This window comes from Serratia sp. CY81684 (assembly GCF_052166595.1).
Classification (GTDB): Bacteria; Pseudomonadota; Gammaproteobacteria; order Enterobacterales; family Enterobacteriaceae; genus Serratia; species Serratia nematodiphila.
In genome coordinates this window covers 1,363,204-1,383,501 of record NZ_JBJNOO010000001.1, presented here as the reverse complement: position 1 = coordinate 1,383,501, position 20,298 = coordinate 1,363,204, and the positions used below count along the sequence as shown (strand labels likewise).

Sequence of the window (20,298 nt, the reverse complement as noted above, 5' to 3'; positions counted from 1 at the left end):
ACCCCAACGGCCACGCAATCGCATGGCCGTTTTTTATGCGTCGCGCGCAAAGCAAAAAGGCCCGCACGAGGCGGGCCGGTGTTCCCTGGTGTTGATCTTTATTGTCGTTCGATTTTTACACGATCGCCGCTGGAATAGATAATTGATTGTGCAGATCAATTACTCTGTATCGATCGGTACGCTCGATCAATATTTAGACACCCTCGCCGCGAGACCACGAAGTGACATTGTCACCAGTTCGTCACGTTGAATTCCCTTGCGGGACAAGGCTATACTCGCTTGTGCTTCAATCCACCCGCCGTCTGCCACGGCACAGTCAATTCAGAGGAATTATGCGCTTACTCCATACCATGATCCGCGTCGGTGACCTGCAACGCGCCATCGACTTCTACACCAAGGTATTAGGCATGCGCCTGCTGCGCACCAGCGAAAACCCGGAGTACAAATACTCCCTGGCTTTCGTCGGCTATACGGAAGAGAGCGAAGGCGCAGTTATCGAACTGACCTATAACTGGGGCACCGACAGCTACGATATGGGCACCGCCTTCGGCCACCTGGCGCTGGGCGTGGATGACGTTGCCGCCACCTGCGACAGCATCCGTCGCGCCGGCGGCAAAGTCACCCGCGAAGCCGGCCCGGTGAAAGGCGGTACCACGGTTATCGCCTTCGTCGAAGATCCGGACGGCTACAAAATCGAGCTGATCGAAAACAAACACGCCGGTCAGGGCCTCGGCCACTAAGCCTCCCCTTCAGGGCGCGTTGGCGCCCTGCTGATTCTCCGCGCGATAGCGCCTGCAACCGGGCGCAAAATTTGCCATAATGCGCGCTGCATTCGATGAAGATAAGAAACTGATGGCCGAGAAAAGTGATCTTAACGCCCTGAGTGGTCGTTTTCGTGGGTTTTATCCCGTAGTAATAGATGTTGAAACCGCCGGCTTCAACGCCAATACCGATGCGTTGCTGGAGATCGCCGCCGTCACGCTGAAAATGGATGAGGACGGCTGGCTGCAGCGGGACGAAACCCTGCACTTCCACGTGGAGCCTTTCGAGGGCGCCAACCTGCAGCCGGAAGCGCTGGCGTTTAACGGCATCGATCCGCACAATCCGCTGCGCGGCGCGGTCAGCGAATATGACGCGCTGCACGCCATTTTCAAAGCGGTGCGCAAAGGGCTCAAGGATCGCGGTTGCAATCGCGCCATTATCGTGGCGCACAACGCCAACTTCGATCACAGCTTTTTGATGGCCGCGGCCGAACGCGCCGGCCTGAAGCGCAACCCGTTCCATCCGTTCGCCACCTTCGACACCGCCGCGCTGAGCGGCCTGGTGCTGGGGCAAACTGTGCTGGCCAAAGCCTGCATCGCCGCCGGCATGCCGTTCGACAGCAGCCAGGCACACTCCGCGCTGTACGACACCGAGCAAACCGCCCTGCTGTTTTGCGAGCTGGTTAACCGCTGGAAACGTCTCGGCGGCTGGCCGCTGCCCGCCGGCGATCTCGCCGAATAAAACCAACAAAAAAGGCGGCCCAGTTTGCACTGGCGCCGCCCGTTACGCGATAATCGCAAGCCCGTCGATTAAGACTGCTGGTCTTCCTGCGCTTTATACTTTTCTGCCGTTTCTTTGATCAGTTGCTGCAGTTCGCCGCGCTGATACATCTCGATGATGATATCGCAACCGCCGACCAGCTCACCATCTACCCACAGCTGCGGGAACGTCGGCCAGTTGGCGTATTTTGGCAGCTCGGCGCGGATGTCCGGGTTCTGCAAAATGTCCACATAGGCGAAACGCTCGCCGCAGGCGGACAGCGCTTGCACAGCCTGCGCGGAAAAGCCGCAGCTCGGCAGCTTTGGCGAACCTTTCATGTAGAGCAGAATCGGGTTTTCAGCGATCTGGTGCTGAATTTTTTCAAGTGTCGTCGTCATTTATTGCTTCCTCAAGCCACATTTCATGGCTACAACATGCATCACGCGGGCTATTGTAGCGGCTGGAACAGTCGCAAGAAAACGCCATCTTTTGCAAGGATATTCGCCCGCCGCCGATCGCGTTTCACCGGCCACGTCATTCCGGTCAAAACATACGTTGAGAATAACATTTTTAATCCGACCATTTCACTAATATATTGCGCCGCGATGACGGCGCGGCTTAATTATATCCGCCACCGTCGCCTGGTGCTTTTTTATACATCAACAGGCTGATTTTAAACCAAAAAAAATGTCATTAACGTTTTCTCACAATATGGATTATTATTTATGAGTTCTTCGCTGTTTTATATGGTGAAGTTCGGGAATACTGTAACTCTTTCGATATCCGTTTCGGGGCCAAGGTTGGTGACGTCGACATGCGTTTAATTCTTACGCTCTTTGCGCTGCTGTTTACGCAGCTCTTCTTCAATTTGGCGCACGCTGCGCCACAGGCGCGCGTTGCCGCCGAGCAGCGTAAAAGCCATGCTAATGAAGCGCGGCCCGATGACCGCAGAAAAAAGAAAGCGGATAAATCCGCCAAAAAAGCCAAAGTGACGGCCCCCGAGAAAAAAACCAAGACCGCCAAGGCCAAAAGCGAGAAAAGCGCGAAAAAGATCGTCAGCGCCAAACCCAAGGCCAAAGCGCAGAAAACCGCCAAGATTAAAGTCACCCCGCCGAAAAAGGGCTATAAAAAAGGCTATGGCCGCCACCGCGACGCCGGTATGGCCACCGCCAAACTGGCGCGTGAAGAAAAGCCGTTAAAACTCAGCCCGGCGCACAAAAAACGTTACCAGCATGCCAAACAGACCGCGATGGCCAAGCTGATGGATCAGATGGGCAAGCCTTACCGCTGGGGCGGCAGCTCGCCGCGCACCGGCTTCGACTGCAGCGGCCTTATCTATTACGCCTATAAGGACGTGGTGAAAATCAAGATGCCGCGCACCGCCAACGAAATGTATCACCTGCGCGACGCGGCGCCGATCAAGAAAAGCGAACTGGAAAGCGGCGATTTGGTGTTCTTCCGCATCAACAACCGCGGCGTGGCGGACCATGTCGGCGTCTATCTCGGCAACGGCAAATTCATCCAGTCGCCGCGCACCGGCGAAGAGATCCGCATCAGCCAGCTCGACAACGACTATTGGCAAAACCATTACATCGGCGCACGCCGCGTAGTGACGCCGAAAACCATCCGTTAATTCCCTGTTCTGCGCGGTTGCGGCCCCGGTCGCAACCGCCTGCTCAAGCTATCGCCCATCGCACTCCCCCACGCGCATTTCTCGCTTTTCCTCCTGTTTTTTATGATGAAAATTGTTAAGATTGAATGACCACAATAAAAAACGGCCCATCTGGCTCCCGCCTGGGCGGGAAGAAAGTGGCGCTGTAAAGGAGGAAGCAATGTCGTTTGAATTACCTGCATTACCGTATGAGAAAAACGCGCTCGAGCCGCACATCTCCGCCGAGACCCTGGAATACCACTACGGCAAACACCACAATACCTACGTGGTTAACCTGAACAACCTGGTGAAAGGCAGCGAGTTCGAGGGCAAATCGCTCGAAGAGATCATCAAGACCTCCAACGGCGGCGTGTTCAACAACGCCGCGCAGGTGTGGAACCACACCTTCTACTGGCACTGCCTGTCGCCACAGGGCGGCGGTGAACCGCAGGGCGAACTGGCGGCGGCGATCGTCAAATCCTTCGGCTCTTTCGCTGCGTTCAAAGAGCAGTTCACCGATGCCGCCGTGAAAAACTTCGGCGCCGGCTGGACCTGGCTGGTGAAAAAACCGGACGGCGCGCTGGCGATCGTCAACACCTCCAACGCGGCAACTCCGCTGACCGGTGAAGATAAACCGCTGCTGACCGTTGACGTGTGGGAACACGCGTATTACATCGATTACCGCAATGCGCGTCCAAAATACCTGGAAAACTTCTGGGCGTTGGTCAACTGGAAATTTGCGGCGGAAAACCTGGCGTAAACGCAGGCCTTGCCGAAGTGACGAGGCGCAGCCAGGCTGCGCCTTTTTTAAAACCGGCGGGAGATCAGTTCAACGCGGCGACAAAGCTGAAAGCGATGATCATCGCCAACGCGCCGACGGTAGTGAACAGAGACATCTTCAGATCGGTATCCATGACAACTCCTTTAAAATGGGCTTTCCTAAGGATAAAAGGCGCACAATTAGTACGTCAAATCATTTTCCCACAGTTCGCCGATAAAATCTTGTTATCATTTCCCGGTTTATAATCTCGATTACCTCTTCCACTTTTGTTCAATATGCGACAAAATTCGCAGTTCACAACTGCGTACCGGCATCCATGCCCCTCCTGATTAAGCGCTGAAGACTTCAACACACTAAAAACTCAGTTTTCGCTTCTCTGGAGAAGGATCTACGTAGGCAAACGATTAACATCACACTTACATGCTGTAAACATGTGAGTTCAGGAGTCATTCCTTACATGGCAACGATTAAAGATGTGGCCAAACGCGCGGGCGTTTCCACCACCACCGTTTCGCACGTCATCAATAAGACTCGTTTCGTCGCCGAAGAGACCAAAGCGGCCGTGTGGGCCGCGATCAAAGAGCTGCACTACTCGCCGAGCGCCGTGGCGCGCAGCCTGAAAGTCAATCACACCAAGTCTATCGGCCTGCTGGCCACCTCGAGCGAAGCGCCCTATTTTGCCGAAGTGATCGAGGCGGTGGAAAACAGCTGCTACAGCAAAGGTTACACCCTGATCCTGTGCAACTCGCATAACAATCTGGACAAGCAGCGCGCCTACCTGGCGATGCTGGCGCAAAAGCGCGTCGACGGCCTGCTGGTCATGTGTTCCGAATACCCGGATCAACTGCTGGGCATGCTGGAGGACTACCGTAATATCCCGATGGTAGTGATGGACTGGGGCGCCGCGCGCGGCGACTTCACCGACACCATCATCGATAACGCGTTCGAAGGCGGCTATCTGGCCGGCCGTTACCTGATCGAGCGCGGTCACCGCGATATCGGCGCCATCCCGGGCCAGCTGTCGCGCAACACCGGCGGCGGCCGTCATCAGGGCTTTATGAAGGCGCTGCAGGAAGCGCATATCGACATTCGCGAAGAGTGGATCGTCCAGGGTGACTTCGAGCCGGAATCCGGCTACAAGGCGATGCACCAAATCCTGTCACAAAAACAGCGGCCGACCGCGGTATTTTGCGGCGGTGACATCATGGCGATGGGCGCCATCTGCGCCGCTGACGAGCTGGGGCTGCGAGTGCCGCAGGATATTTCCGTGATCGGCTATGACAACGTGCGCAACGCCCGCTACTTCACCCCGGCGCTGACCACCATTCACCAGCCTAAAGAGCGCCTGGGAGAAATGGCCTTCACCATGCTGCTGGATCGCATCATCAGCAAGCGCGAAGAATCGCAGGTGATCGAAGTGCATCCGAAGCTGGTGGAACGCCGTTCGGTCGCCGACGGTCCGTTCATCGACTACCGCCGCTAATCCCCTGAGCCGGAAGCCTGCACGGCTTCCGGCGCCGCCTCGCTCAGCCACTCCTGATTCAGCGTCTCGCCATCGCCCAGATACGCCAGCAGCCAACTCATCGCCGGCGACGGTTTATCCTGCTGCCAGGTCAGGCAGCAAGGGCTGGCGGGAAACGGCTGCTGCAGCTGCAACGCCTTCAGCTCACCGCGCTGCACCAGCGGCAGCGCCCGATGCGCCGGCATCATGCCGACGCACAGCCCGGCGCACAGACAGTCGAGCGCCGATGTCCAGTCCGGCACCACCAGCCGCCGCTGGTTATCCAGCGTCCAGGTGACGCGCTTGGGCAGATTGCGCGAGGTGTCTTCCAGACAAAGCGCAGGGTACGGCCTCAACCGATCGTCATTTAATGGCCCTGCCAACTGCGCCAGCGGATGCTGTGGGCTGACTACGCACAGCCAGTTCATGTAGCCCATATCGCGGAAGGCAAAGCCGCCGCCGACCGGCACCGCGCGCGTGGCGCCGATCGCCATGTCCACCCTGCCGTCCACCAACGCATCCCAAACGCCGTTGAACACTTCGGGTTGCAGCATCAGTTCAACATCGGGGAAATGGCGGTAGAAATCCAGCACCAGCTGGCGGCTGCGCTGGGGTTTGACGATGATGTCGACTGCGATATTCAGCTGGCCGCGCCACCCGTTGGCCACCTGCTGACAGTGGCGGCGGGTGTCGAGCATTTTTTTGATAACAACTCGCGCATCCTTGATAAACAGCGCGCCGGCCGGCGTCAACTCCACATCACGGTGACGCCGCTCAAACAGCGGCACCGCCAGCCATTGTTCCAGTTGCCGCACGGTATAGCTCACCGCCGACGGCACCCGGTGCAACTCCTGCGCCGCCGCGCTGAAACTACCGGTGCGCGCAACCGCGTCAACAACTTCAAGAGAATATTCAGACCACATCGCTTTGCCTTCAATTTTTTTAACAGCACTTTGCAAATATTACCGTTTCACAAGCAGAGATCCAGCCGGATACACTGGCCGGCGCTAAAAACCTGCGACACTAAAATATTAACGAGAAATACCATGCGAAATTCCTTTGGCTTTATGTTCTACCTCGCCGGCCTGAGCATGCTGGGTTATCTGGCGACCGATATGTACCTGCCCGCCTTCGGCGCCATGCGGGAGGAACTGCAAATTTCCGCCGGCGCGGTCAGCGCCAGCCTGAGCATCTTTCTGGCCGGCTTCGCCTTCGCGCAATTGCTGTGGGGGCCCCTCTCCGACCGGCTGGGCCGCAAACCGGTATTATTGATTGGCCTGACGCTGTTCGCGCTCGGCTGCCTGGGCATGCTGTGGGTAGAAAATGCCGTGCAGCTCTGGATACTGCGCTTTATTCAGGCCGTCGGCGTCTGTTCCGCCACCGCCATCTGGCAAGCGCTGGTGGTCGACCGCTATCGCGAAGGCCAGGCCAACCGCGTGTTCGCCACCATCATGCCGCTGGTGGCGCTGTCACCGGCGCTGGCGCCGCTGCTTGGCGCCTGGCTGCTGAACCACGCCAGCTGGCGTGCGATCTTCGCCGCGCTGTTGGTGATCACCGCGCTGCTGCTGCTGCCGACGCTGCTGCTCAAAGAGCGCGCCAAAACGCACCCCGCCGCCGACGCGCCGAAAAACGGCGTCAGCTTCTGGCAACTGTTGAAATCTCCGGTGTTCAGCGGCAACGTCGCTATGTACGCCGCCTGCTCGGCCGGTTTCTTCGCCTGGCTGACCGGTTCGCCGTTCATCCTCGGCGATATGGGCTATAGCCCGAGCGACATCGGTCTGAGCTATGTGCCGCAAACGCTGGCCTTCCTGCTGGGCGGCTACGGCTGCCGCGCCGCGCTTAAGCGCATCAATGGCAAAACTCTGCTGCCGTGGCTGCTGGTAGCTTATGGTGTCAGCATGGTGGCGCTGTATCTGGTGGCGACCCTGACCAATCCGACGCTGACCACGCTGCTGATCCCATTCTGCGTGATGGCGCTGGTCAACGGCGCCGGCTACCCGATCATGGTGGCGAATGCGCTGATGCCGTTCCCGGAAAGCAGCGGCAAAGCCGCCGCGCTGCAAAATACGCTGCAACTGGGGCTGTGTTTTGTGGCAAGCATGCTGGTGTCGGCGTTTATTGCCCAGCCGCTGTTGGCGACGGTGACGGTGATGGTATCTACGGTAGTCCTGGCCGCGCTGGGTTATTTCCTGCAGCGGGGAAAAGCGGCCGATGCGCAGCAAAAGGCACAGCGGGAACATGCTAACTCAGCGTCATAATTGCCAAGATTAATAATCACTTAAAGAATATGCGTGCCGAGTGCGATTTACAGTTGAGTCAACGCCTCGGCACGCCTATACTCAAAAACAACCTTGTAAAGTAACACCTTATAATCTCTATATCTCAATCAGCTATTGTGTACGCGCCTTGCGTCACACTCTTTTTTTAAAGGGGCGTTTATCCTGCGCCGTTTGCGTCGGGCCGTTTCTTTAAATTTCCTCTGTTCATAGTCGGATATCAGACGCCGCGGGCTTATTTCCCGTTGGTATAGGTATGCACCCGCAGAAATTGTCTAAGCTGTTTCCTAACGGGTCATCAGTCAGAAGAAGGTGATGGAGAAGCTATGAGTTCATCGTGTATAGAAGATCTGAGCATCCAGGATAACCAGTGGTACCGTATCGCGCACGAAATGCTCGGTCTGGCCGGTATCGAAATCAACGGATCGCGCCCTTTCGATATTCAGGTTAAAAATCCCGAATTCTTTAAACGCGTTTTGCAGCAAGGATCCCTGGGCCTGGGCGAAAGCTATATGGACGGTTGGTGGGAGTGCGAGCGGCTGGATATGTTCTTCCAGCGCGTGGTCAGCGCCGGGCTGGAGAAGAAACTCCCCCACCACCTGAAAGATACCCTGCGTATCGCCGCCGCGCGTCTGACCAATCTGCAATCGAAAAAGCGCGCCTGGATCGTCGGCAAAGAACATTACGATCTCGGCAACGATCTGTTTACCCTGATGCTCGATCCTTACATGCAGTATTCCTGCGGCTACTGGAAAGACGCCACCACGCTGAAGGAAGCGCAGGAAGCCAAGCTGCGAATGATCTGCGAGAAACTGCAGCTGCAGCCGGGCATGCGTTTGCTGGACATCGGCTGCGGCTGGGGCGGCCTTTCCGCCTATGCGGCGAAAAATTACGGCGTGTCGGTGGTCGGCGTGACCATTTCCGCCGAACAGCAGAAGCTGGCTCAGGCGCGCTGCGCCGGGCTGGATGTGCAGATCCTGTTGCAGGATTACCGCGATCTGCACCAGCAGTTCGATCGCATTGTCTCGGTCGGCATGTTCGAGCACGTCGGGCCGAAAAACTACCGCACCTATTTCGACGTGGTGGAGCGCAATCTGGCGCCGCACGGCCTGTTCCTGCTGCACACCATCGGCTCCAACAAGACCGACATGAACGTCGATCCCTGGATCAACAAATATATCTTCCCGAACGGTTGCCTGCCCTCCGTGAGGCATATCGCCGAGGCCAGCGAAGGCCATTTCGTGATGGAAGACTGGCACAACATCGGCGCCGACTACGATCGCACGCTGATGGCCTGGTTCGAGCGCTTCAAACAGGCGTGGCCGCAGCTCGCCGAGCGCTATTCCGAACGCTTCGAACGGATGTTCAGCTATTACCTGAACGCCTGCGCCGGCGCGTTCCGGGCGCGCGATCTGCAGCTATGGCAGGTGGTGTTCAGCCCGAAAGGCGTTGAAGGCGGCATTCGCGTCGCCCGCTGAACGCTTTCCCGATAAAAAAGCCCCGGCAACCTCATCGCCGGGGCTTTTTTTTTTGCTCTTTCGAACCCTGCGGGTTAACCGCAATAAACGCGAATAATTTTATCGTCGCTGTCGCCAAGGAAGTTCAGGCGGCGCAGGTTGAAATCCATGGTGACGGCAGAGTTGTACGGAATGGCTCGCACCTTGCCGTCGATCCGCACGCCTTCCAGCGAGGCCATCGGTTTGCCGACAAAATTTTGATACTGCGAAGCGCCGCAGGTATCGTCCGCATCGGCCATTTGCGCGCCCGCGCCCTGCTCAGGCGAACTGCTGCAAGCGCTCAGCGCCAGCAACGCGGTTAACAACAACGTTTTCCCATAAAACTTCACGCGTTTCTCCTCTCTGCTTATGATTCGATGCCGGCGGTCACGCCAGAATCGCTGTCAGTCTTTGTGCGCCGGCGCCATCGCCGCGGCCAATGTCGCTTCCCGATTGGCCAGCACGCGCTCGACGGTGTCCACCACCGCCTGCGTTTGCGGATCGATCTCGATGTTCACCTTGTCGCCGAGGCGTTTTTTACCCAGCGTGGTGCGATCCAGCGTTTCCGGGATCAGGTGCACGCAGAAACGGTTATTCACCACTTCGCCGATGGTCAGGCTAATGCCGTCGATGCCGATGAAACCTTTGTGCAGCACATATTTCATCAATTCCGCATCCGGCATGCGCAGCCATACCTGGCGGTTATTTTCCGAGGTATAAATCTTGGCCACTTCCGCCGTGCAGATAATATGGCCGGACATCAAATGGCCGCCAATTTCGTCATTGAACTTCGCCGCGCGCTCGATATTGACGATGTCGCCCAGCGCCAGATCGCCGAGGTTGGTCAGGCGCAACGTTTCTTTGATCAAATCGAAGCTGACGCGGTTGCCTTCCACCGCGGTGACGGTCAGGCAGCAGCCGTTATGGGCCACCGACGCGCCCAGCTCCAGCCCCGGCAGCAGCTCGGCAGGCATTTCGATCACGTGGGTGCGGAAATTGGGTTTCTCATCAATGGCGACCAGCGGCGCGGTGCCTTGTACGATACCGGTGAACATATGTGCCTCTTCTTGCTAAATAGGTTAAAACGCTACCGGCAGTTTGCCCCAGTTGGCGCTGAAAACCAAATCCGCGACGGCAAAAAAAGAATGGCTGCGCATTTAATAACTATTTATCTGCGGCGTTTGCTTAACGACGCCGAGCAGGTACAATCTTTTTGACAAAATTCCGCTATTTTAATTGTTGTCCTCTCGCGGCAGCCCTCCCTCCCACATATATAAATAGAAAAGGTGTATGCGTGCAGAAGTACTTAATTGAAGCGCGTAGTTTATTGGCTCTCGCTATCCCGGTCATCATCGCGCAAATATCACAAACCGCCATGGGCGTGGTGGATACCATCATGGCCGGCGCTTACAGCGCCACCGACATGGCGGCGGTGGCGGTCGGCACCTCGATCTGGTTGCCGGCCATTCTGTTCGGCCACGGCCTGCTGCTGGCGCTGACCCCGGTTATCGCCCAGCTCAACGGCGCCGGCCGTCGCGATCGCATCGCCCATCAGGTGCGTCAGGGCTTCTGGCTGGCCTCCGGCGTCTCCGTGCTGCTGATCGTCGTGCTGTATAACTGCAAGTTCGTCATCGACATGATGCACAACATCGATCCGCAGTTGGCGGATAAAGCCGTCGGCTATCTGCACGCCATCATGTGGGGGGCGCCGGGTTACCTGTTCTTCCAGGTGATGCGCAACCAGTGCGAGGGGCTGTCCAAAACCAAACCCGGCATGGTGATCGGCTTCCTCGGCCTGCTGGTGAATATCCCGATCAACTACATCTTTATCTACGGCAAGTTCGGCATGCCGGAACTCGGCGGCGTCGGCTGCGGCGTCGCCACCGGCAGCGTCTACTGGATCATGTTCCTGATGATGCGCTGGTACGTGAAGCGCGCGCCGTCGCAGCGCGACATCAAACGCCAGGCCGGCGATCTCGGCGGCCCGGACTGGGCGGCGCTAAGGCGCCTGATCGGCATCGGCATGCCGGTGGCGCTGGCGCTGTTCTTCGAGGTCACGCTGTTCGCGGTGGTGGCGCTGCTGGTTTCGCCGCTGGGGATCGTCGCGGTCGCCGGCCACCAGATCGCGCTTAACTTCAGCGCGCTGATGTTCGTGCTGCCGCTGTCGCTGGGCGTCGGCGCTACCATCCGCGTCGGTTATCGTCTGGGGGAAGGTTCGGTCGAAGGCGCGCGCGTCGCCGCTTACTCCGCCATCGGCGTCGGCATCACCATGGCCGTCTGCACCGCGCTGTTTACCGCCACTTTCCGCGAACCGATCGCCCTGCTGTACAACGACAGCCCGGCGGTGGTGGCGATGGCCTCGCAGTTGATGCTGCTGGCGGCGCTGTACCAGATCTCGGATTCGGTCCAGGTGATCGGCAGCGGCGTGCTGCGCGGTTATAAAGATACCCGCGCGATCTTCTTCATCACCTTTATCGCTTATTGGGTGTTGGGCCTGCCGAGCGGCTATCTGCTGGCGTTAACCGATGCGCTGGTGCCGGCGATGGGGCCAAGCGGTTTCTGGATCGGCTTTATCATCGGACTGACCTTCGCCGCCATCATGATGGCGCTGCGCATGCGCTGGCTGCAGAAACAGCCGACTGCCGTTATCCTGCAGCGATCCACGCGCTGAATCCGCTCCCGGCCGGTTTCCTCCCCGGCCGGGTTGCGGTTTGCGGAAAAAAACGCCGGACTGCGCACAACCTCAGCAATCGCGTGAAATACCGAATAAAATTGCGCTTTTCCCCTTGCCAGCACGCAGGTAGCTCGTTAATATTCGTCCCCGCTGTCAGCCATGACAGGCAGGAAAAGATGCGTCCGTAGCTCAGTTGGTTAGAGCACCACCTTGACATGGTGGGGGTCGGTGGTTCGAGTCCACTCGGACGCACCAAATTCCTGAAGCAGTACAGTGCGTCCGTAGCTCAGTTGGTTAGAGCACCACCTTGACATGGTGGGGGTCGGTGGTTCGAGTCCACTCGGACGCACCAAATTTCAGAAGCAGCGCAGTGCGTCCGTAGCTCAGTTGGTTAGAGCACCACCTTGACATGGTGGGGGTCGGTGGTTCGAGTCCACTCGGACGCACCATATTGCTGATTCATCTCTCCCTGTCACGTTATACTTCCCGTTGTATCGTCTCTGCCCGACCGTTCGATTTTTCATGTCGATTGCGCCGAACTACCGCCATCAGCCATCAGGAGCGCCACATGACCACCTTCACCGCCAAAACCGCCTTTTTGCCGCTCGACAATGGCCTTGCCCGCCGTGAAGGCGTGATGAGCGACGGTTCGCCGGCGGCGGAAGTGCGTTTCGAGGCCGGCGCCTTCGGCCAGTTGCAAAAGCCCGCGCACGCGCTGCAAACCCGGGTGATATCCGGCGAATTCGAGTTCACCCTCGGCGGCGACACCCGGATAGTACGTGCTGGCGAGAGCCTGACCCTGCCGGCCAACGTCGCCAGCGGCTGCTTCTGCCTGAGCGCCGGCATGCTGCTGGAAATTCACCAAACGCGTTAAACCTGCATTTACAGCAAGGTTATTTGCGCAACAAGCGGCCCGCAACGCGTTGCATTTGCGCCACATTTAGCCCCGTTTTGCTCTATCCGCCGCACCGCCGCGGTTTTTTATTTTGTTTCCCGCCGCTTAGCCTTTATAATGCGCAACGTCTATCAGTTGAATGGTTTCAGCCCTTGATCTGCGAAAACGCAATAATAACACGATGTGATCTTACCCCGTTGCGCAGCATCCCCGCGCCCCCGCGCGGGCTGAATTTTTCCGCCCCACTTCAACTGTCGTCACCTATCCTTAACTATGTTTTTCACCACCAGGCACGGCTCAAATTCCCTACCGGCGTAAACCGCGCCGGTCAAATTCGTTTTTTTATCCATCACAACTTGTAGAAAACTCCGCCATGAAAAAGACCAAAATTGTTTGTACCATCGGTCCAAAAACCGAATCGGAAGAAATGCTGACCAACCTGCTCAATGCGGGCATGAACGTGATGCGTCTCAACTTCTCTCACGGCGACTATGAAGAGCACGGCAACCGCATCAAGAACATGCGCGCCGTGATGGCGAAAACCGGTATCAACGCCGGCATCCTGCTGGATACCAAAGGCCCGGAAATTCGCACCATGAAACTGGAAGGCGGCAAAGACGCCTCGCTGGTCGCCGGCCAAACCTTCACCTTCACCACTGACCAGAGCGTGATCGGCAACAGCGAGCGCGTGGCGGTCACCTACGCCGGCTTCGCCGCCGACCTGAAGATTGGCAACACCGTGCTGGTTGACGACGGCCTGATCGGCATGGAAGTCACCAACGTGACCGAGAACGAAGTCATCTGTAAGGTGCTGAACAACGGCGACCTGGGCGAGAACAAAGGCGTTAACCTGCCGGGCGTGTCCATCCAGCTGCCTGCGCTGGCCGAGAAAGACAAACGCGACCTGATCTTCGGCTGCGAGCAAGGCGTCGACTTCGTGGCGGCGTCCTTCATCCGTAAACGCTCCGACGTTCTGGAGATCCGCGAGCACCTGAAAGCCCACGGCGGCGAGCAGATCCAGATCATCTCCAAGATTGAAAACCAGGAAGGCCTGAACAACTTCGACGAAATCCTCGAAGCGTCCGACGGCATCATGGTTGCCCGTGGCGATCTGGGCGTCGAGATCCCGGTAGAAGAAGTGATCTTCGCCCAGAAGATGATGATCGAGAAATGCAACCGCGCGCGTAAAGTGGTCATCACCGCCACCCAGATGCTCGATTCCATGATCAAAAACCCACGCCCTACCCGTGCGGAAGCCGGCGACGTTGCCAACGCCATCCTGGACGGCACCGATGCCGTCATGCTGTCCGGCGAGAGCGCCAAGGGCAAATACCCGTTGGAAGCGGTCAACATCATGGCGACCATCTGCGAGCGTACCGATCGCGTGATGCCAAGCCGTATCGACACCCTGAACGATCGTCGCAAGCTGCGCATCACCGAAGCGGTGTGCCGCGGCGCGGTTGAAACCGCCGAGAAACTCGACGCGCCGCTGATCGTGGTCGCCACCAGCGGCGGCAAGTCGGCGAAATCCGTGCGTAAATACTTCCCGAACGCGGTGATCCTGGCGCTGACCACCAATGAGACTACCGCGCATCAGCTGGTGCTGAGCAAGGGCGTCATCCCGCAGATGGTCAAGGAAATCGCCTCCACCGACGACTTCTACCGCATCGGTAAAGAAGCCGCCCTGGCCAGCGGCCTGGCGCAGAAAGGCGACGTCGTGGTGATGGTTTCCGGCGCGCTGGTGCCGAGCGGCACCACCAACACCGCCTCGGTACACGTGCTGTAATATAAAACGTGACATAATTGTCTTGATCAAAACGCCGCTTTGCGGCGTTTTTTTTATCAGCAGTAAACTATTTTTCTCAAAACGCAACCGCGATCCGCTCATTATTTAGCTAATAAAGAATCGGAGTAGTCCCATGGAAGCCGGCTGTTTTCCCTCGTTTTTTTAACTAATTTGTAAAACCAGATGCAAGTTTGAGCGAACGATCAAAATAAAGCACCTCAACACTAAAAAATTATTCTCTTTCGAAAAAAGTTTGTGTAATACTTGTAACGCTACATGGAGATTAACTCAATCTAGAGGGTGTTATAATGAATCGTACTAAACTGGTACTGGGCGCGGTAATCCTGGGTTCCACTCTGCTGGCTGGCTGCTCTAGCAACGCTAAAATCGATCAACTGTCTTCTGACGTTCAGACTCTGAACGCTAAAGTTGATCAGCTGAGCAACGACGTGAACGCAATGCGTTCTGACGTTCAAGCTGCTAAAGACGACGCAGCACGCGCTAACCAGCGTCTGGACAACCAAGCTCACGCTTACAAAAAGTAAGATAGCTTTGGTTATTGAAAACGGCGCACATTGTGCGCCGTTTTTTTTGTCTGTTCGTCAGCCAGGGGGTTTCCTGCACGGCAGGCAAAAAAAAGAGGTTCAGCACGCTGAACCCCTCTTCGACCGCTCAATCCTGCAAACCTAGTTCACCGAACTGATTGGCGCTGCCTTGAATGGGCTCTTATTCGCCGCAGGAGCCGCTGCAGGCGTCAAACTCACCGCCGACGGACTCTCCCCTACGTTGACCAGCACCGGCATGCCAGAACGGCGTACAACCGCGCTATCGAACACGGCGCGATCGGTCTGACCATCGGCCGCAAAGGCTTTCTCCGCTTTAGACAACGCAATCGGCATGGTCTGCGGATCGTCGCTTTCCACCCGCGACAGCGGTTGGTGCACTTCCACATAGCGTTTGCCGTCCGGCTCAACGGAAATCTTCACCGGATCGTTGATCACTTGCACCCGCGTACCGCGCGGCACCATGTTGAACAGCGCCTCGATATCCGTCGGACGCAGGCGAATGCAGCCGGAGCTGACGCGCATGCCGATACCGAAGTTGGCGTTGGTGCCGTGGATCAGGTATTCACCGCGCCCCATCGCCAGACGCAGGGCGAACAGCCCCATCGGGTTCTCAGGGCCGGCCGGCACCACCGCAGGCAGCGTCACGCCCTGGGATTGATAGCGCTTGCGGATGTTGGCGGTGGGCGTCCAGGTCGGGTTAGGGATCTTCTGGCTGATGGAGGTCACCTCCAGCGGCGTGTGCATCCCGGTCTGGCCGATGCCGATCGGATAGACGATCACTTTGTTCTCGCCTTTCGGATAGTAATAAAGGCGCAGCTCAGCCAGGTTGACGATGATCCCTTCACGCTTGGTGTCAGGCAGCAGCATTTGGGTCGGAATGGTCAGCACCGTACCCGGCTTGGGCAGGAACGGATCCGTGCCGGGGTTGGCTTCCAGCATGCCCAGCAGGCCGATCTTGTAGTCAGCGGCGATGGCTTCCAGCGGGCGGCCGTCGTTTGGCACGGTATAAGTGGTGTTTTCGCCGATCAGACGGCTGTCCGGCGGCGGCAGCGGGTACTCGGTCGCACTGGCGGCCTGCGTGCCGGCCAATACGGTGGCGAAGACCATGCCCATTAAACTCAACGCACGTTTCATTATCATCCCTATATTTTTTATGACGGTTCGCCCACAAGGCTAACGAGCGCCAGGTGGTGGGTAAATCAGACAATACCTGATTAATACTAGCAACGCTGGTATCAAAGGCAATAAGTCCTCTAAAAATCAACACGTTATAACGTAATCGCCGTCATTGATTGTCAACGAAACGTCAACAGTTAAGCTGCTGAAATATCACTGAATTGGGCGCGTTGCCCGGAGGAAAATCGTGAATTGTAAAGACTCATTGACAAAGCAAAGGTATCAATGAGTCTTGAGGATGAAGGCGTTATGGATCAGGCCAGCTGCGCCGCTTTACTGCGAATGGCGCGGATCATCGCCTCCAGCCCCTGCGAGCGCGAAGGCGTCAGATGTTGGCTGAGCGCCAGCTCGGTGAAAAACGGCCGCACATCGAGATCGACGATCTGCTGCGGCGTCAATTGGCGATAAAGAATGAACACCACCGCCAGCAACCCTTTGACGATCGCCGCGTCGCTGTCGCCGTGAAACTCGACCTGCCCCTGCTCATCGCGGCGCATCACGATCCACACCTGGCTCTGACAGCCGGAGATCAGGTTGCCGGCCTGCCGCTCCGCCTCGTCCAGCGGCGGCAATTTAGCGCCAAGTTCAATCACGTACAGGTATTTCTCCTCCCAGTTCAGACAGCGGGAGAAATTACGCACCAATTTATCTTTGTCCGGCAAATTCGCCATGGGGATCCTTTTGTACCGCCGGGGACGCGCCCCGGCCTAACCTAATAACTGATGAATGCGTTGCAGCCCGGCCACCAGCCGGTCCACCTCTTCGCGGGTATTATATAACGCCAGCGAGGCACGGCACATGCTCGGCACCTGATAAAACGCCATCAGCGGCATCGCGCAGTGATGGCCGGTGCGAATGGCGATACCGTACTGATCGAGGAAGCTGCCGACGTCATAGGCGTGGTGCTCTCCCAGATTGAAGGCGATCACCCCGGCGCGATGCGCCGGACCATAGATTTTCAGCGTCGGCACCTGCTTGAGCGCCTCGAGCGCGTAATGCATCAGCGACTGTTCATAATCGTGGATCGCATTCAGGCTCAAGGCTTCGACGTAATCAAACGCCGCGCCCAGCCCCATGATGCCGGCGGTGTTCGGCGAACCGGCCTCGAAGCGCCACGGCGGATCGGCGAAGGTGGTGCCCGCCGTCAGGCTGACCTGCCGGATCATCGAGCCGCCCCCTTCCCACGGCGGCATCTGCTGCAACAACGCCTGGCGGCCATACAGCATGCCGATGCCGGAAGGGCCATACAGCTTATGGCCGGAAAACACATAGAAATCGCAGTCCAGCGCCTGGACATCGACGCGCTGGTGCATCACCGCCTGCGCGCCGTCCACCAGCACCGTCAGATCCGGTGCCAGGGTTCTGGCGCGGGCGATGATCTCACGCACCGGGTTGACGGTGCCCAGCACGTTGGAGACCTCGGTCAGCGCCAGCAGTTTACAGGACGCGTCGACCAGCTCTGGCAACCGCGCCAGATCCAGCGTACCGTCCGGCTGCAGCGGCCACACCCGCAGCTGCAACCCGCGCTCCTGCGCCAGCATCTGCCACGGCACGATGTTGGCGTGGTGCTCCATCTCGGTGATGAGAATCGCATCGCCCGGCTGCAGCAGGTGGCGGCCAAAGCTGTTGGCCACCAGATTGATGCCTTCGGTGGTGCCCTTGACGAACACCATCTCTTCCGCCGAGGCAGCATTGATAAAGCGCGCCGCCTGTTCCCGCACCGCTTCCATCTGCTGAGTCGCCTCGGCGCTCAGGGTGTGGATACCGCGATGCACCGCCGCATACCCGTGGCGGTAGAACTCCAGCTCGCGGTCGATCACCGCCTGCGGTTTCTGCGCGCTGGCGGCGCTGTCGAGATAGGCCAGCGGTTGGCCGTTCACCTCACGCGCCAGCAGCGGGAAATCGCCGCGTACGCGTTCAATCGGATAACTCATGCAGCCTCCCCCGGCAGGCGCTGGGCGATGCGCGCCAGCACCCGTTCCCGGATGGTGTCGTTGGCGATGCCTTCGGTCAGCTCGGCGGCGAAGGCGAAGATGATCATCTGCTGCGCCGCGTGCTTGTCGATGCCGCGCGACTGCAGATAGAACAGCTGCTCTTCATCGATGCGCCCCACGGTAGCGCCGTGGCTGCACTTGACGTCATCGGCGTAGATCTCCAGCTGCGGCTTGGTATCCACTTCCGCCACCTTGCCCAACAGCAGGTTATGGTTAGTCATCTGGCCGTCGGTTTTGATCGCGTGCTTGGCCACTTTGATCATGCCGTTGAACACCGCCTTGCCGCGATCGCTGACCACGGTTTTATGCAGCTGGCGGCTTTCGCAATAGCCCTTGTTGTGCTCCAGATAAGTGCGGGTGTCGCAAATCTCTTTGCCCACCGGCAGCACCAGACTGTTGATCACCAGATTGGCGCCTTCGCCGTTCAACTGCGCGCTGGTGTTGTGCCGCGTCAGGCCGGCCCCCAGCAGGAAGCTGTCGCTTTTCACCCGCGCGTCGCGGCCGATAACCAGATCGTTGTGAGCAAAGTGGTAGCTTGGCTGGCTCTCAAACGCCAGCTTGCAGTGCAATAGCCCGGCGTTGTCCGCCACATTGGCGGTCAGGCGCGCGCCGGTGAAGTGTGCGGCCTCGCCCAGGCTGACGTAGTGCTCGATCACTTCCGCCTCAGCCCCGCGCCCGATCTCCAGATGATGGCGGTGATGCACGGTGTTCACTTCCCCGGCGGCGCCGCGTCCGCTGCTGATGTGCAGCAGATACAGCGGGCGTGCAGGGATCTTGCCGGCCGGCAAGCGAATCAGGCTGGTTTCCTGCGCCAGGCTTTCGGTCAGGTGCAGAAAAATCTCCGGCTGGATCGGCTCCGGCAGCGCCTGAGGCGTGCCATAGGCGGTCAGCTCGAACTGGTAGTCGCCCAGGTCGCCATCGCTCAGCGCGGCGCTGTAGCGGCCATCGATAAACACCAGCCGACAGGCATCGATGCCGAGCGCCAGCGCTTCGAGCTGCTCTGCGCTCACCGGGGCGGGCTGCGGCTCGAGGAATTGCTGCTCCAGCAGGCTCTCCAGCGGCGTGTATTTCCAGTTTTCATGCTTGCGCGTCGGCCAGCCGAGGCGCAGCGCCTGCTGCCAGTGCGCCAGCGCATGCGGCGAACGCTCGCCGCCGCGCCCTTCGAACAGGCGATACAGCTGCTGCAGCGCGTTTGAATTACTGTTGGTCGGTAAGCCAGCCATAGCCCTGCTCCTCCAACTGTTTCACCAGCGAGAAATCGCCGGATTTGACGATGCGCCCCTGGGACAGCACGTGTACGTAATCCGGCTGGATGTAGTCCAGAATGCGCTGATAGTGGGTGACGATGATAAAGGCGCGCTTGCCGTCCCGCAGCGAGTTGACGCCGTTGGCGACGATTTTGAGCGCATCGATGTCCAGGCCCGAATCGGTTTCATCGAGAATGCACAGATCCGGCTCCAGCGCCGCCATCTGCAGAATGTCGTTGCGCTTTTTCTCGCCGCCGGAGAAACCGACGTTGACCGAACGGGTCAGCAGATCGGCCGGCATATCCAGCAGCGCGATCTTCTCTTCGATGAAATCGGCGAAGTCAAAGCGATCCAGCGGCTCCTGTTCGCGGTATTTGCGCACCGCATTGACCGACGTCTGCAGGAAGAAGTGGTTGCTGACGCCGGGGATCTCCACCGGGTACTGGAACGCCAGGAACACGCCTTCACCCGCGCGATCTTCCGGATCCAACTCCAGCAGATCCTTGCCCTTGAAGGTGACTTCCCCTTCGGTCACTTCGTACTCTTCACGCCCGGCCAGCGTGGCGGACAGCGTGCTCTTGCCCGAGCCGTTCGGCCCCATGATGGCGTGCACTTCGCCCGGTTTGATCTCCAGATCCAATCCCTTGAGGATCTCGTTGCCTTCCACGCTGACTTTCAAATTCTTGATGCTTAACATGCTGTGTCCTCAGATAGCGCCGACGGCGCTAAAAATG

Annotated in this window: 21 protein-coding genes and 3 tRNA genes; 14 read left to right on the top strand and 10 right to left on the bottom strand. The window is 58.2% G+C overall.

Annotated elements, in window-relative coordinates; genetic code table 11:
• Positions 1-332: 332 nt before the first annotated feature.
• On the top strand, positions 333-740 hold the full coding sequence (gloA, locus tag ACJ8QF_RS06880; protein ID WP_004931325.1) for a lactoylglutathione lyase: 408 nt from the start codon (positions 333-335) through the stop codon (positions 738-740).
• 79 nt (positions 741-819) lie between these two features.
• A complete protein-coding gene (gene rnt / locus ACJ8QF_RS06875) occupies positions 820-1,503 on the top strand; it encodes a ribonuclease T (RefSeq protein ID WP_016927925.1) in 684 nt (227 codons plus the stop codon).
• Positions 1,504-1,571: 68 nt separating this feature from the next.
• Here rnt and ACJ8QF_RS06870 read toward each other — a convergent pair whose 3' ends face one another.
• Positions 1,572-1,919, bottom strand: a complete 348-nt coding sequence (locus ACJ8QF_RS06870; RefSeq protein WP_004931329.1) for a Grx4 family monothiol glutaredoxin — start codon at positions 1,917-1,919, stop codon at positions 1,572-1,574.
• Positions 1,920-2,335: 416 nt separating this feature from the next.
• Here ACJ8QF_RS06870 and ACJ8QF_RS06865 point away from each other — a divergent pair, with 416 nt between their 5' ends.
• Both ACJ8QF_RS06865 and sodB read left to right on the top strand, forming a co-directional pair.
• Positions 2,336-3,154, top strand: coding sequence for a C40 family peptidase (locus tag ACJ8QF_RS06865; protein WP_442537378.1), 819 nt, complete (start codon positions 2,336-2,338; stop codon positions 3,152-3,154).
• A gap of 199 nt (positions 3,155-3,353) precedes the next feature.
• Entirely contained in the window at positions 3,354-3,932 is a 579-nt protein-coding gene (gene sodB / locus ACJ8QF_RS06860; RefSeq protein ID WP_021505464.1) for a superoxide dismutase [Fe], read from the top strand.
• A gap of 64 nt (positions 3,933-3,996) precedes the next feature.
• Here sodB and cydH read toward each other — a convergent pair whose 3' ends face one another.
• The gene (cydH, locus tag ACJ8QF_RS06855) at positions 3,997-4,086 is read right to left on the bottom strand and encodes a cytochrome bd-I oxidase subunit CydH (RefSeq protein ID WP_004931335.1); all 90 of its coding nucleotides are present in this window, start codon (positions 4,084-4,086) and stop codon (positions 3,997-3,999) included.
• Between the two features lie 324 nt (positions 4,087-4,410).
• On the opposite strand from cydH, the gene purR reads away from it, so the two are divergent.
• On the top strand, positions 4,411-5,436 hold the full coding sequence (gene purR / locus ACJ8QF_RS06850) for an HTH-type transcriptional repressor PurR (RefSeq protein WP_004931336.1): 1,026 nt from the start codon (positions 4,411-4,413) through the stop codon (positions 5,434-5,436).
• On the opposite strand, the gene punR is transcribed toward purR, so the two are convergent.
• Positions 5,433-6,377, bottom strand: coding sequence for a DNA-binding transcriptional activator PunR (gene punR, locus ACJ8QF_RS06845; RefSeq protein ID WP_004931338.1), 945 nt, complete (start codon positions 6,375-6,377; stop codon positions 5,433-5,435). The two genes, purR and punR, sit on opposite strands and share 4 nt — an antisense overlap.
• A 123-nt stretch (positions 6,378-6,500) precedes the next feature.
• On the opposite strand from punR, the gene punC reads away from it, so the two are divergent.
• Positions 6,501-7,712 (top strand): purine nucleoside transporter PunC, encoded by a 1,212-nt coding sequence (gene punC, locus ACJ8QF_RS06840; RefSeq protein WP_044031342.1) that lies wholly within the window; start codon positions 6,501-6,503, stop codon positions 7,710-7,712.
• A gap of 344 nt (positions 7,713-8,056) precedes the next feature.
• Positions 8,057-9,208: a cyclopropane fatty acyl phospholipid synthase gene (cfa, locus tag ACJ8QF_RS06835; protein ID WP_442537377.1), complete on the top strand. Its 1,152-nt coding sequence runs from the start codon at positions 8,057-8,059 to the stop codon at positions 9,206-9,208.
• Positions 9,209-9,282: 74 nt separating this feature from the next.
• On the opposite strand, the gene ACJ8QF_RS06830 is transcribed toward cfa, so the two are convergent.
• Both ACJ8QF_RS06830 and ACJ8QF_RS06825 read right to left on the bottom strand, forming a co-directional pair.
• Positions 9,283-9,576, bottom strand: coding sequence for an I78 family peptidase inhibitor (locus ACJ8QF_RS06830; RefSeq protein ID WP_154870490.1), 294 nt, complete (start codon positions 9,574-9,576; stop codon positions 9,283-9,285).
• Positions 9,577-9,630: 54 nt separating this feature from the next.
• Complete coding sequence (locus ACJ8QF_RS06825; RefSeq protein ID WP_004931347.1) at positions 9,631-10,281, bottom strand: riboflavin synthase; 651 nt, start codon at positions 10,279-10,281, stop codon at positions 9,631-9,633.
• A 239-nt stretch (positions 10,282-10,520) separates the two neighbouring features.
• Between ACJ8QF_RS06825 and ACJ8QF_RS06820 the strand changes: the two genes are divergently transcribed.
• The 7 genes from ACJ8QF_RS06820 (at position 10,521) to ACJ8QF_RS06790 (ending at position 15,126) form a co-directional block, all read left to right on the top strand.
• Positions 10,521-11,897: an MATE family efflux transporter gene (locus ACJ8QF_RS06820; protein WP_033633189.1), complete on the top strand. Its 1,377-nt coding sequence runs from the start codon at positions 10,521-10,523 to the stop codon at positions 11,895-11,897.
• Between the two features lie 181 nt (positions 11,898-12,078).
• Positions 12,079-12,155, top strand: a tRNA-Val gene (locus tag ACJ8QF_RS06815).
• A gap of 20 nt (positions 12,156-12,175) precedes the next feature.
• Positions 12,176-12,252: transfer RNA gene (locus tag ACJ8QF_RS06810), tRNA-Val, on the top strand.
• 20 nt (positions 12,253-12,272) lie between these two features.
• Positions 12,273-12,349, top strand: a tRNA-Val gene (locus ACJ8QF_RS06805).
• Positions 12,350-12,468: 119 nt separating this feature from the next.
• Positions 12,469-12,774, top strand: coding sequence for a hypothetical protein (locus tag ACJ8QF_RS06800; RefSeq protein ID WP_004931351.1), 306 nt, complete (start codon positions 12,469-12,471; stop codon positions 12,772-12,774).
• A gap of 394 nt (positions 12,775-13,168) precedes the next feature.
• On the top strand, positions 13,169-14,581 hold the full coding sequence (gene pykF / locus ACJ8QF_RS06795) for a pyruvate kinase PykF (protein ID WP_004931353.1): 1,413 nt from the start codon (positions 13,169-13,171) through the stop codon (positions 14,579-14,581).
• A 308-nt stretch (positions 14,582-14,889) separates the two neighbouring features.
• Positions 14,890-15,126, top strand: a complete 237-nt coding sequence (locus ACJ8QF_RS06790) for a major outer membrane lipoprotein (protein ID WP_004931354.1) — start codon at positions 14,890-14,892, stop codon at positions 15,124-15,126.
• A gap of 141 nt (positions 15,127-15,267) precedes the next feature.
• Here the strand turns inward: ACJ8QF_RS06790 and ACJ8QF_RS06785 are convergent, their stop codons facing one another.
• The 5 genes from ACJ8QF_RS06785 to sufC all read right to left on the bottom strand — a co-directional run bounded on the left by ACJ8QF_RS06785 (position 15,268) and on the right by sufC (position 20,261).
• Positions 15,268-16,281 (bottom strand): L,D-transpeptidase family protein, encoded by a 1,014-nt coding sequence (locus ACJ8QF_RS06785; protein ID WP_004931356.1) that lies wholly within the window; start codon positions 16,279-16,281, stop codon positions 15,268-15,270.
• A gap of 296 nt (positions 16,282-16,577) precedes the next feature.
• Positions 16,578-16,994, bottom strand: coding sequence for a cysteine desulfuration protein SufE (gene sufE, locus ACJ8QF_RS06780; protein WP_004931358.1), 417 nt, complete (start codon positions 16,992-16,994; stop codon positions 16,578-16,580).
• Positions 16,995-17,030: 36 nt separating this feature from the next.
• Positions 17,031-18,257: a cysteine desulfurase SufS gene (sufS, locus tag ACJ8QF_RS06775; RefSeq protein ID WP_004931359.1), complete on the bottom strand. Its 1,227-nt coding sequence runs from the start codon at positions 18,255-18,257 to the stop codon at positions 17,031-17,033.
• On the bottom strand, positions 18,254-19,540 hold the full coding sequence (gene sufD, locus ACJ8QF_RS06770) for a Fe-S cluster assembly protein SufD (RefSeq protein ID WP_049186324.1): 1,287 nt from the start codon (positions 19,538-19,540) through the stop codon (positions 18,254-18,256). Before sufD ends, sufS begins: the two co-directional genes overlap by 4 nt.
• On the bottom strand, positions 19,515-20,261 hold the full coding sequence (gene sufC, locus ACJ8QF_RS06765) for a Fe-S cluster assembly ATPase SufC (protein ID WP_016927936.1): 747 nt from the start codon (positions 20,259-20,261) through the stop codon (positions 19,515-19,517). Before sufC ends, sufD begins: the two co-directional genes overlap by 26 nt.
• Positions 20,262-20,298: the final 37 nt, after the last annotated feature.

Excerpts from the sequence above, each read along its gene's own strand:
- gloA (WP_004931325.1), top strand. The coding sequence starts at position 333 with ATGCGCTTACTCCATACCATGATCCGCGTCGGTGACCTGCAACGCGCC.
- rnt (WP_016927925.1), top strand. The coding sequence starts at position 820 with ATGCGCGCTGCATTCGATGAAGATAAGAAACTGATGGCCGAGAAAAGT.
- ACJ8QF_RS06870 (WP_004931329.1), bottom strand. The coding sequence starts at position 1,919 with ATGACGACGACACTTGAAAAAATTCAGCACCAGATCGCTGAAAACCCG.
- ACJ8QF_RS06865 (WP_442537378.1), top strand. The coding sequence starts at position 2,336 with ATGCGTTTAATTCTTACGCTCTTTGCGCTGCTGTTTACGCAGCTCTTC.
- sodB (WP_021505464.1), top strand. The coding sequence starts at position 3,354 with ATGTCGTTTGAATTACCTGCATTACCGTATGAGAAAAACGCGCTCGAG.
- cydH (WP_004931335.1), bottom strand. The coding sequence starts at position 4,086 with ATGGATACCGATCTGAAGATGTCTCTGTTCACTACCGTCGGCGCGTTG.
- purR (WP_004931336.1), top strand. The coding sequence starts at position 4,411 with ATGGCAACGATTAAAGATGTGGCCAAACGCGCGGGCGTTTCCACCACC.
- punR (WP_004931338.1), bottom strand. The coding sequence starts at position 6,377 with ATGTGGTCTGAATATTCTCTTGAAGTTGTTGACGCGGTTGCGCGCACC.
- punC (WP_044031342.1), top strand. The coding sequence starts at position 6,501 with ATGCGAAATTCCTTTGGCTTTATGTTCTACCTCGCCGGCCTGAGCATG.
- cfa (WP_442537377.1), top strand. The coding sequence starts at position 8,057 with ATGAGTTCATCGTGTATAGAAGATCTGAGCATCCAGGATAACCAGTGG.
- ACJ8QF_RS06825 (WP_004931347.1), bottom strand. The coding sequence starts at position 10,281 with ATGTTCACCGGTATCGTACAAGGCACCGCGCCGCTGGTCGCCATTGAT.
- ACJ8QF_RS06800 (WP_004931351.1), top strand. The coding sequence starts at position 12,469 with ATGACCACCTTCACCGCCAAAACCGCCTTTTTGCCGCTCGACAATGGC.
- pykF (WP_004931353.1), top strand. The coding sequence starts at position 13,169 with ATGAAAAAGACCAAAATTGTTTGTACCATCGGTCCAAAAACCGAATCG.
- ACJ8QF_RS06790 (WP_004931354.1), top strand. The coding sequence starts at position 14,890 with ATGAATCGTACTAAACTGGTACTGGGCGCGGTAATCCTGGGTTCCACT.
- ACJ8QF_RS06785 (WP_004931356.1), bottom strand. The coding sequence starts at position 16,281 with ATGAAACGTGCGTTGAGTTTAATGGGCATGGTCTTCGCCACCGTATTG.
- sufE (WP_004931358.1), bottom strand. The coding sequence starts at position 16,994 with ATGGCGAATTTGCCGGACAAAGATAAATTGGTGCGTAATTTCTCCCGC.
- sufS (WP_004931359.1), bottom strand. The coding sequence starts at position 18,257 with ATGAGTTATCCGATTGAACGCGTACGCGGCGATTTCCCGCTGCTGGCG.
- sufD (WP_049186324.1), bottom strand. The coding sequence starts at position 19,540 with ATGGCTGGCTTACCGACCAACAGTAATTCAAACGCGCTGCAGCAGCTG.
- sufC (WP_016927936.1), bottom strand. The coding sequence starts at position 20,261 with ATGTTAAGCATCAAGAATTTGAAAGTCAGCGTGGAAGGCAACGAGATC.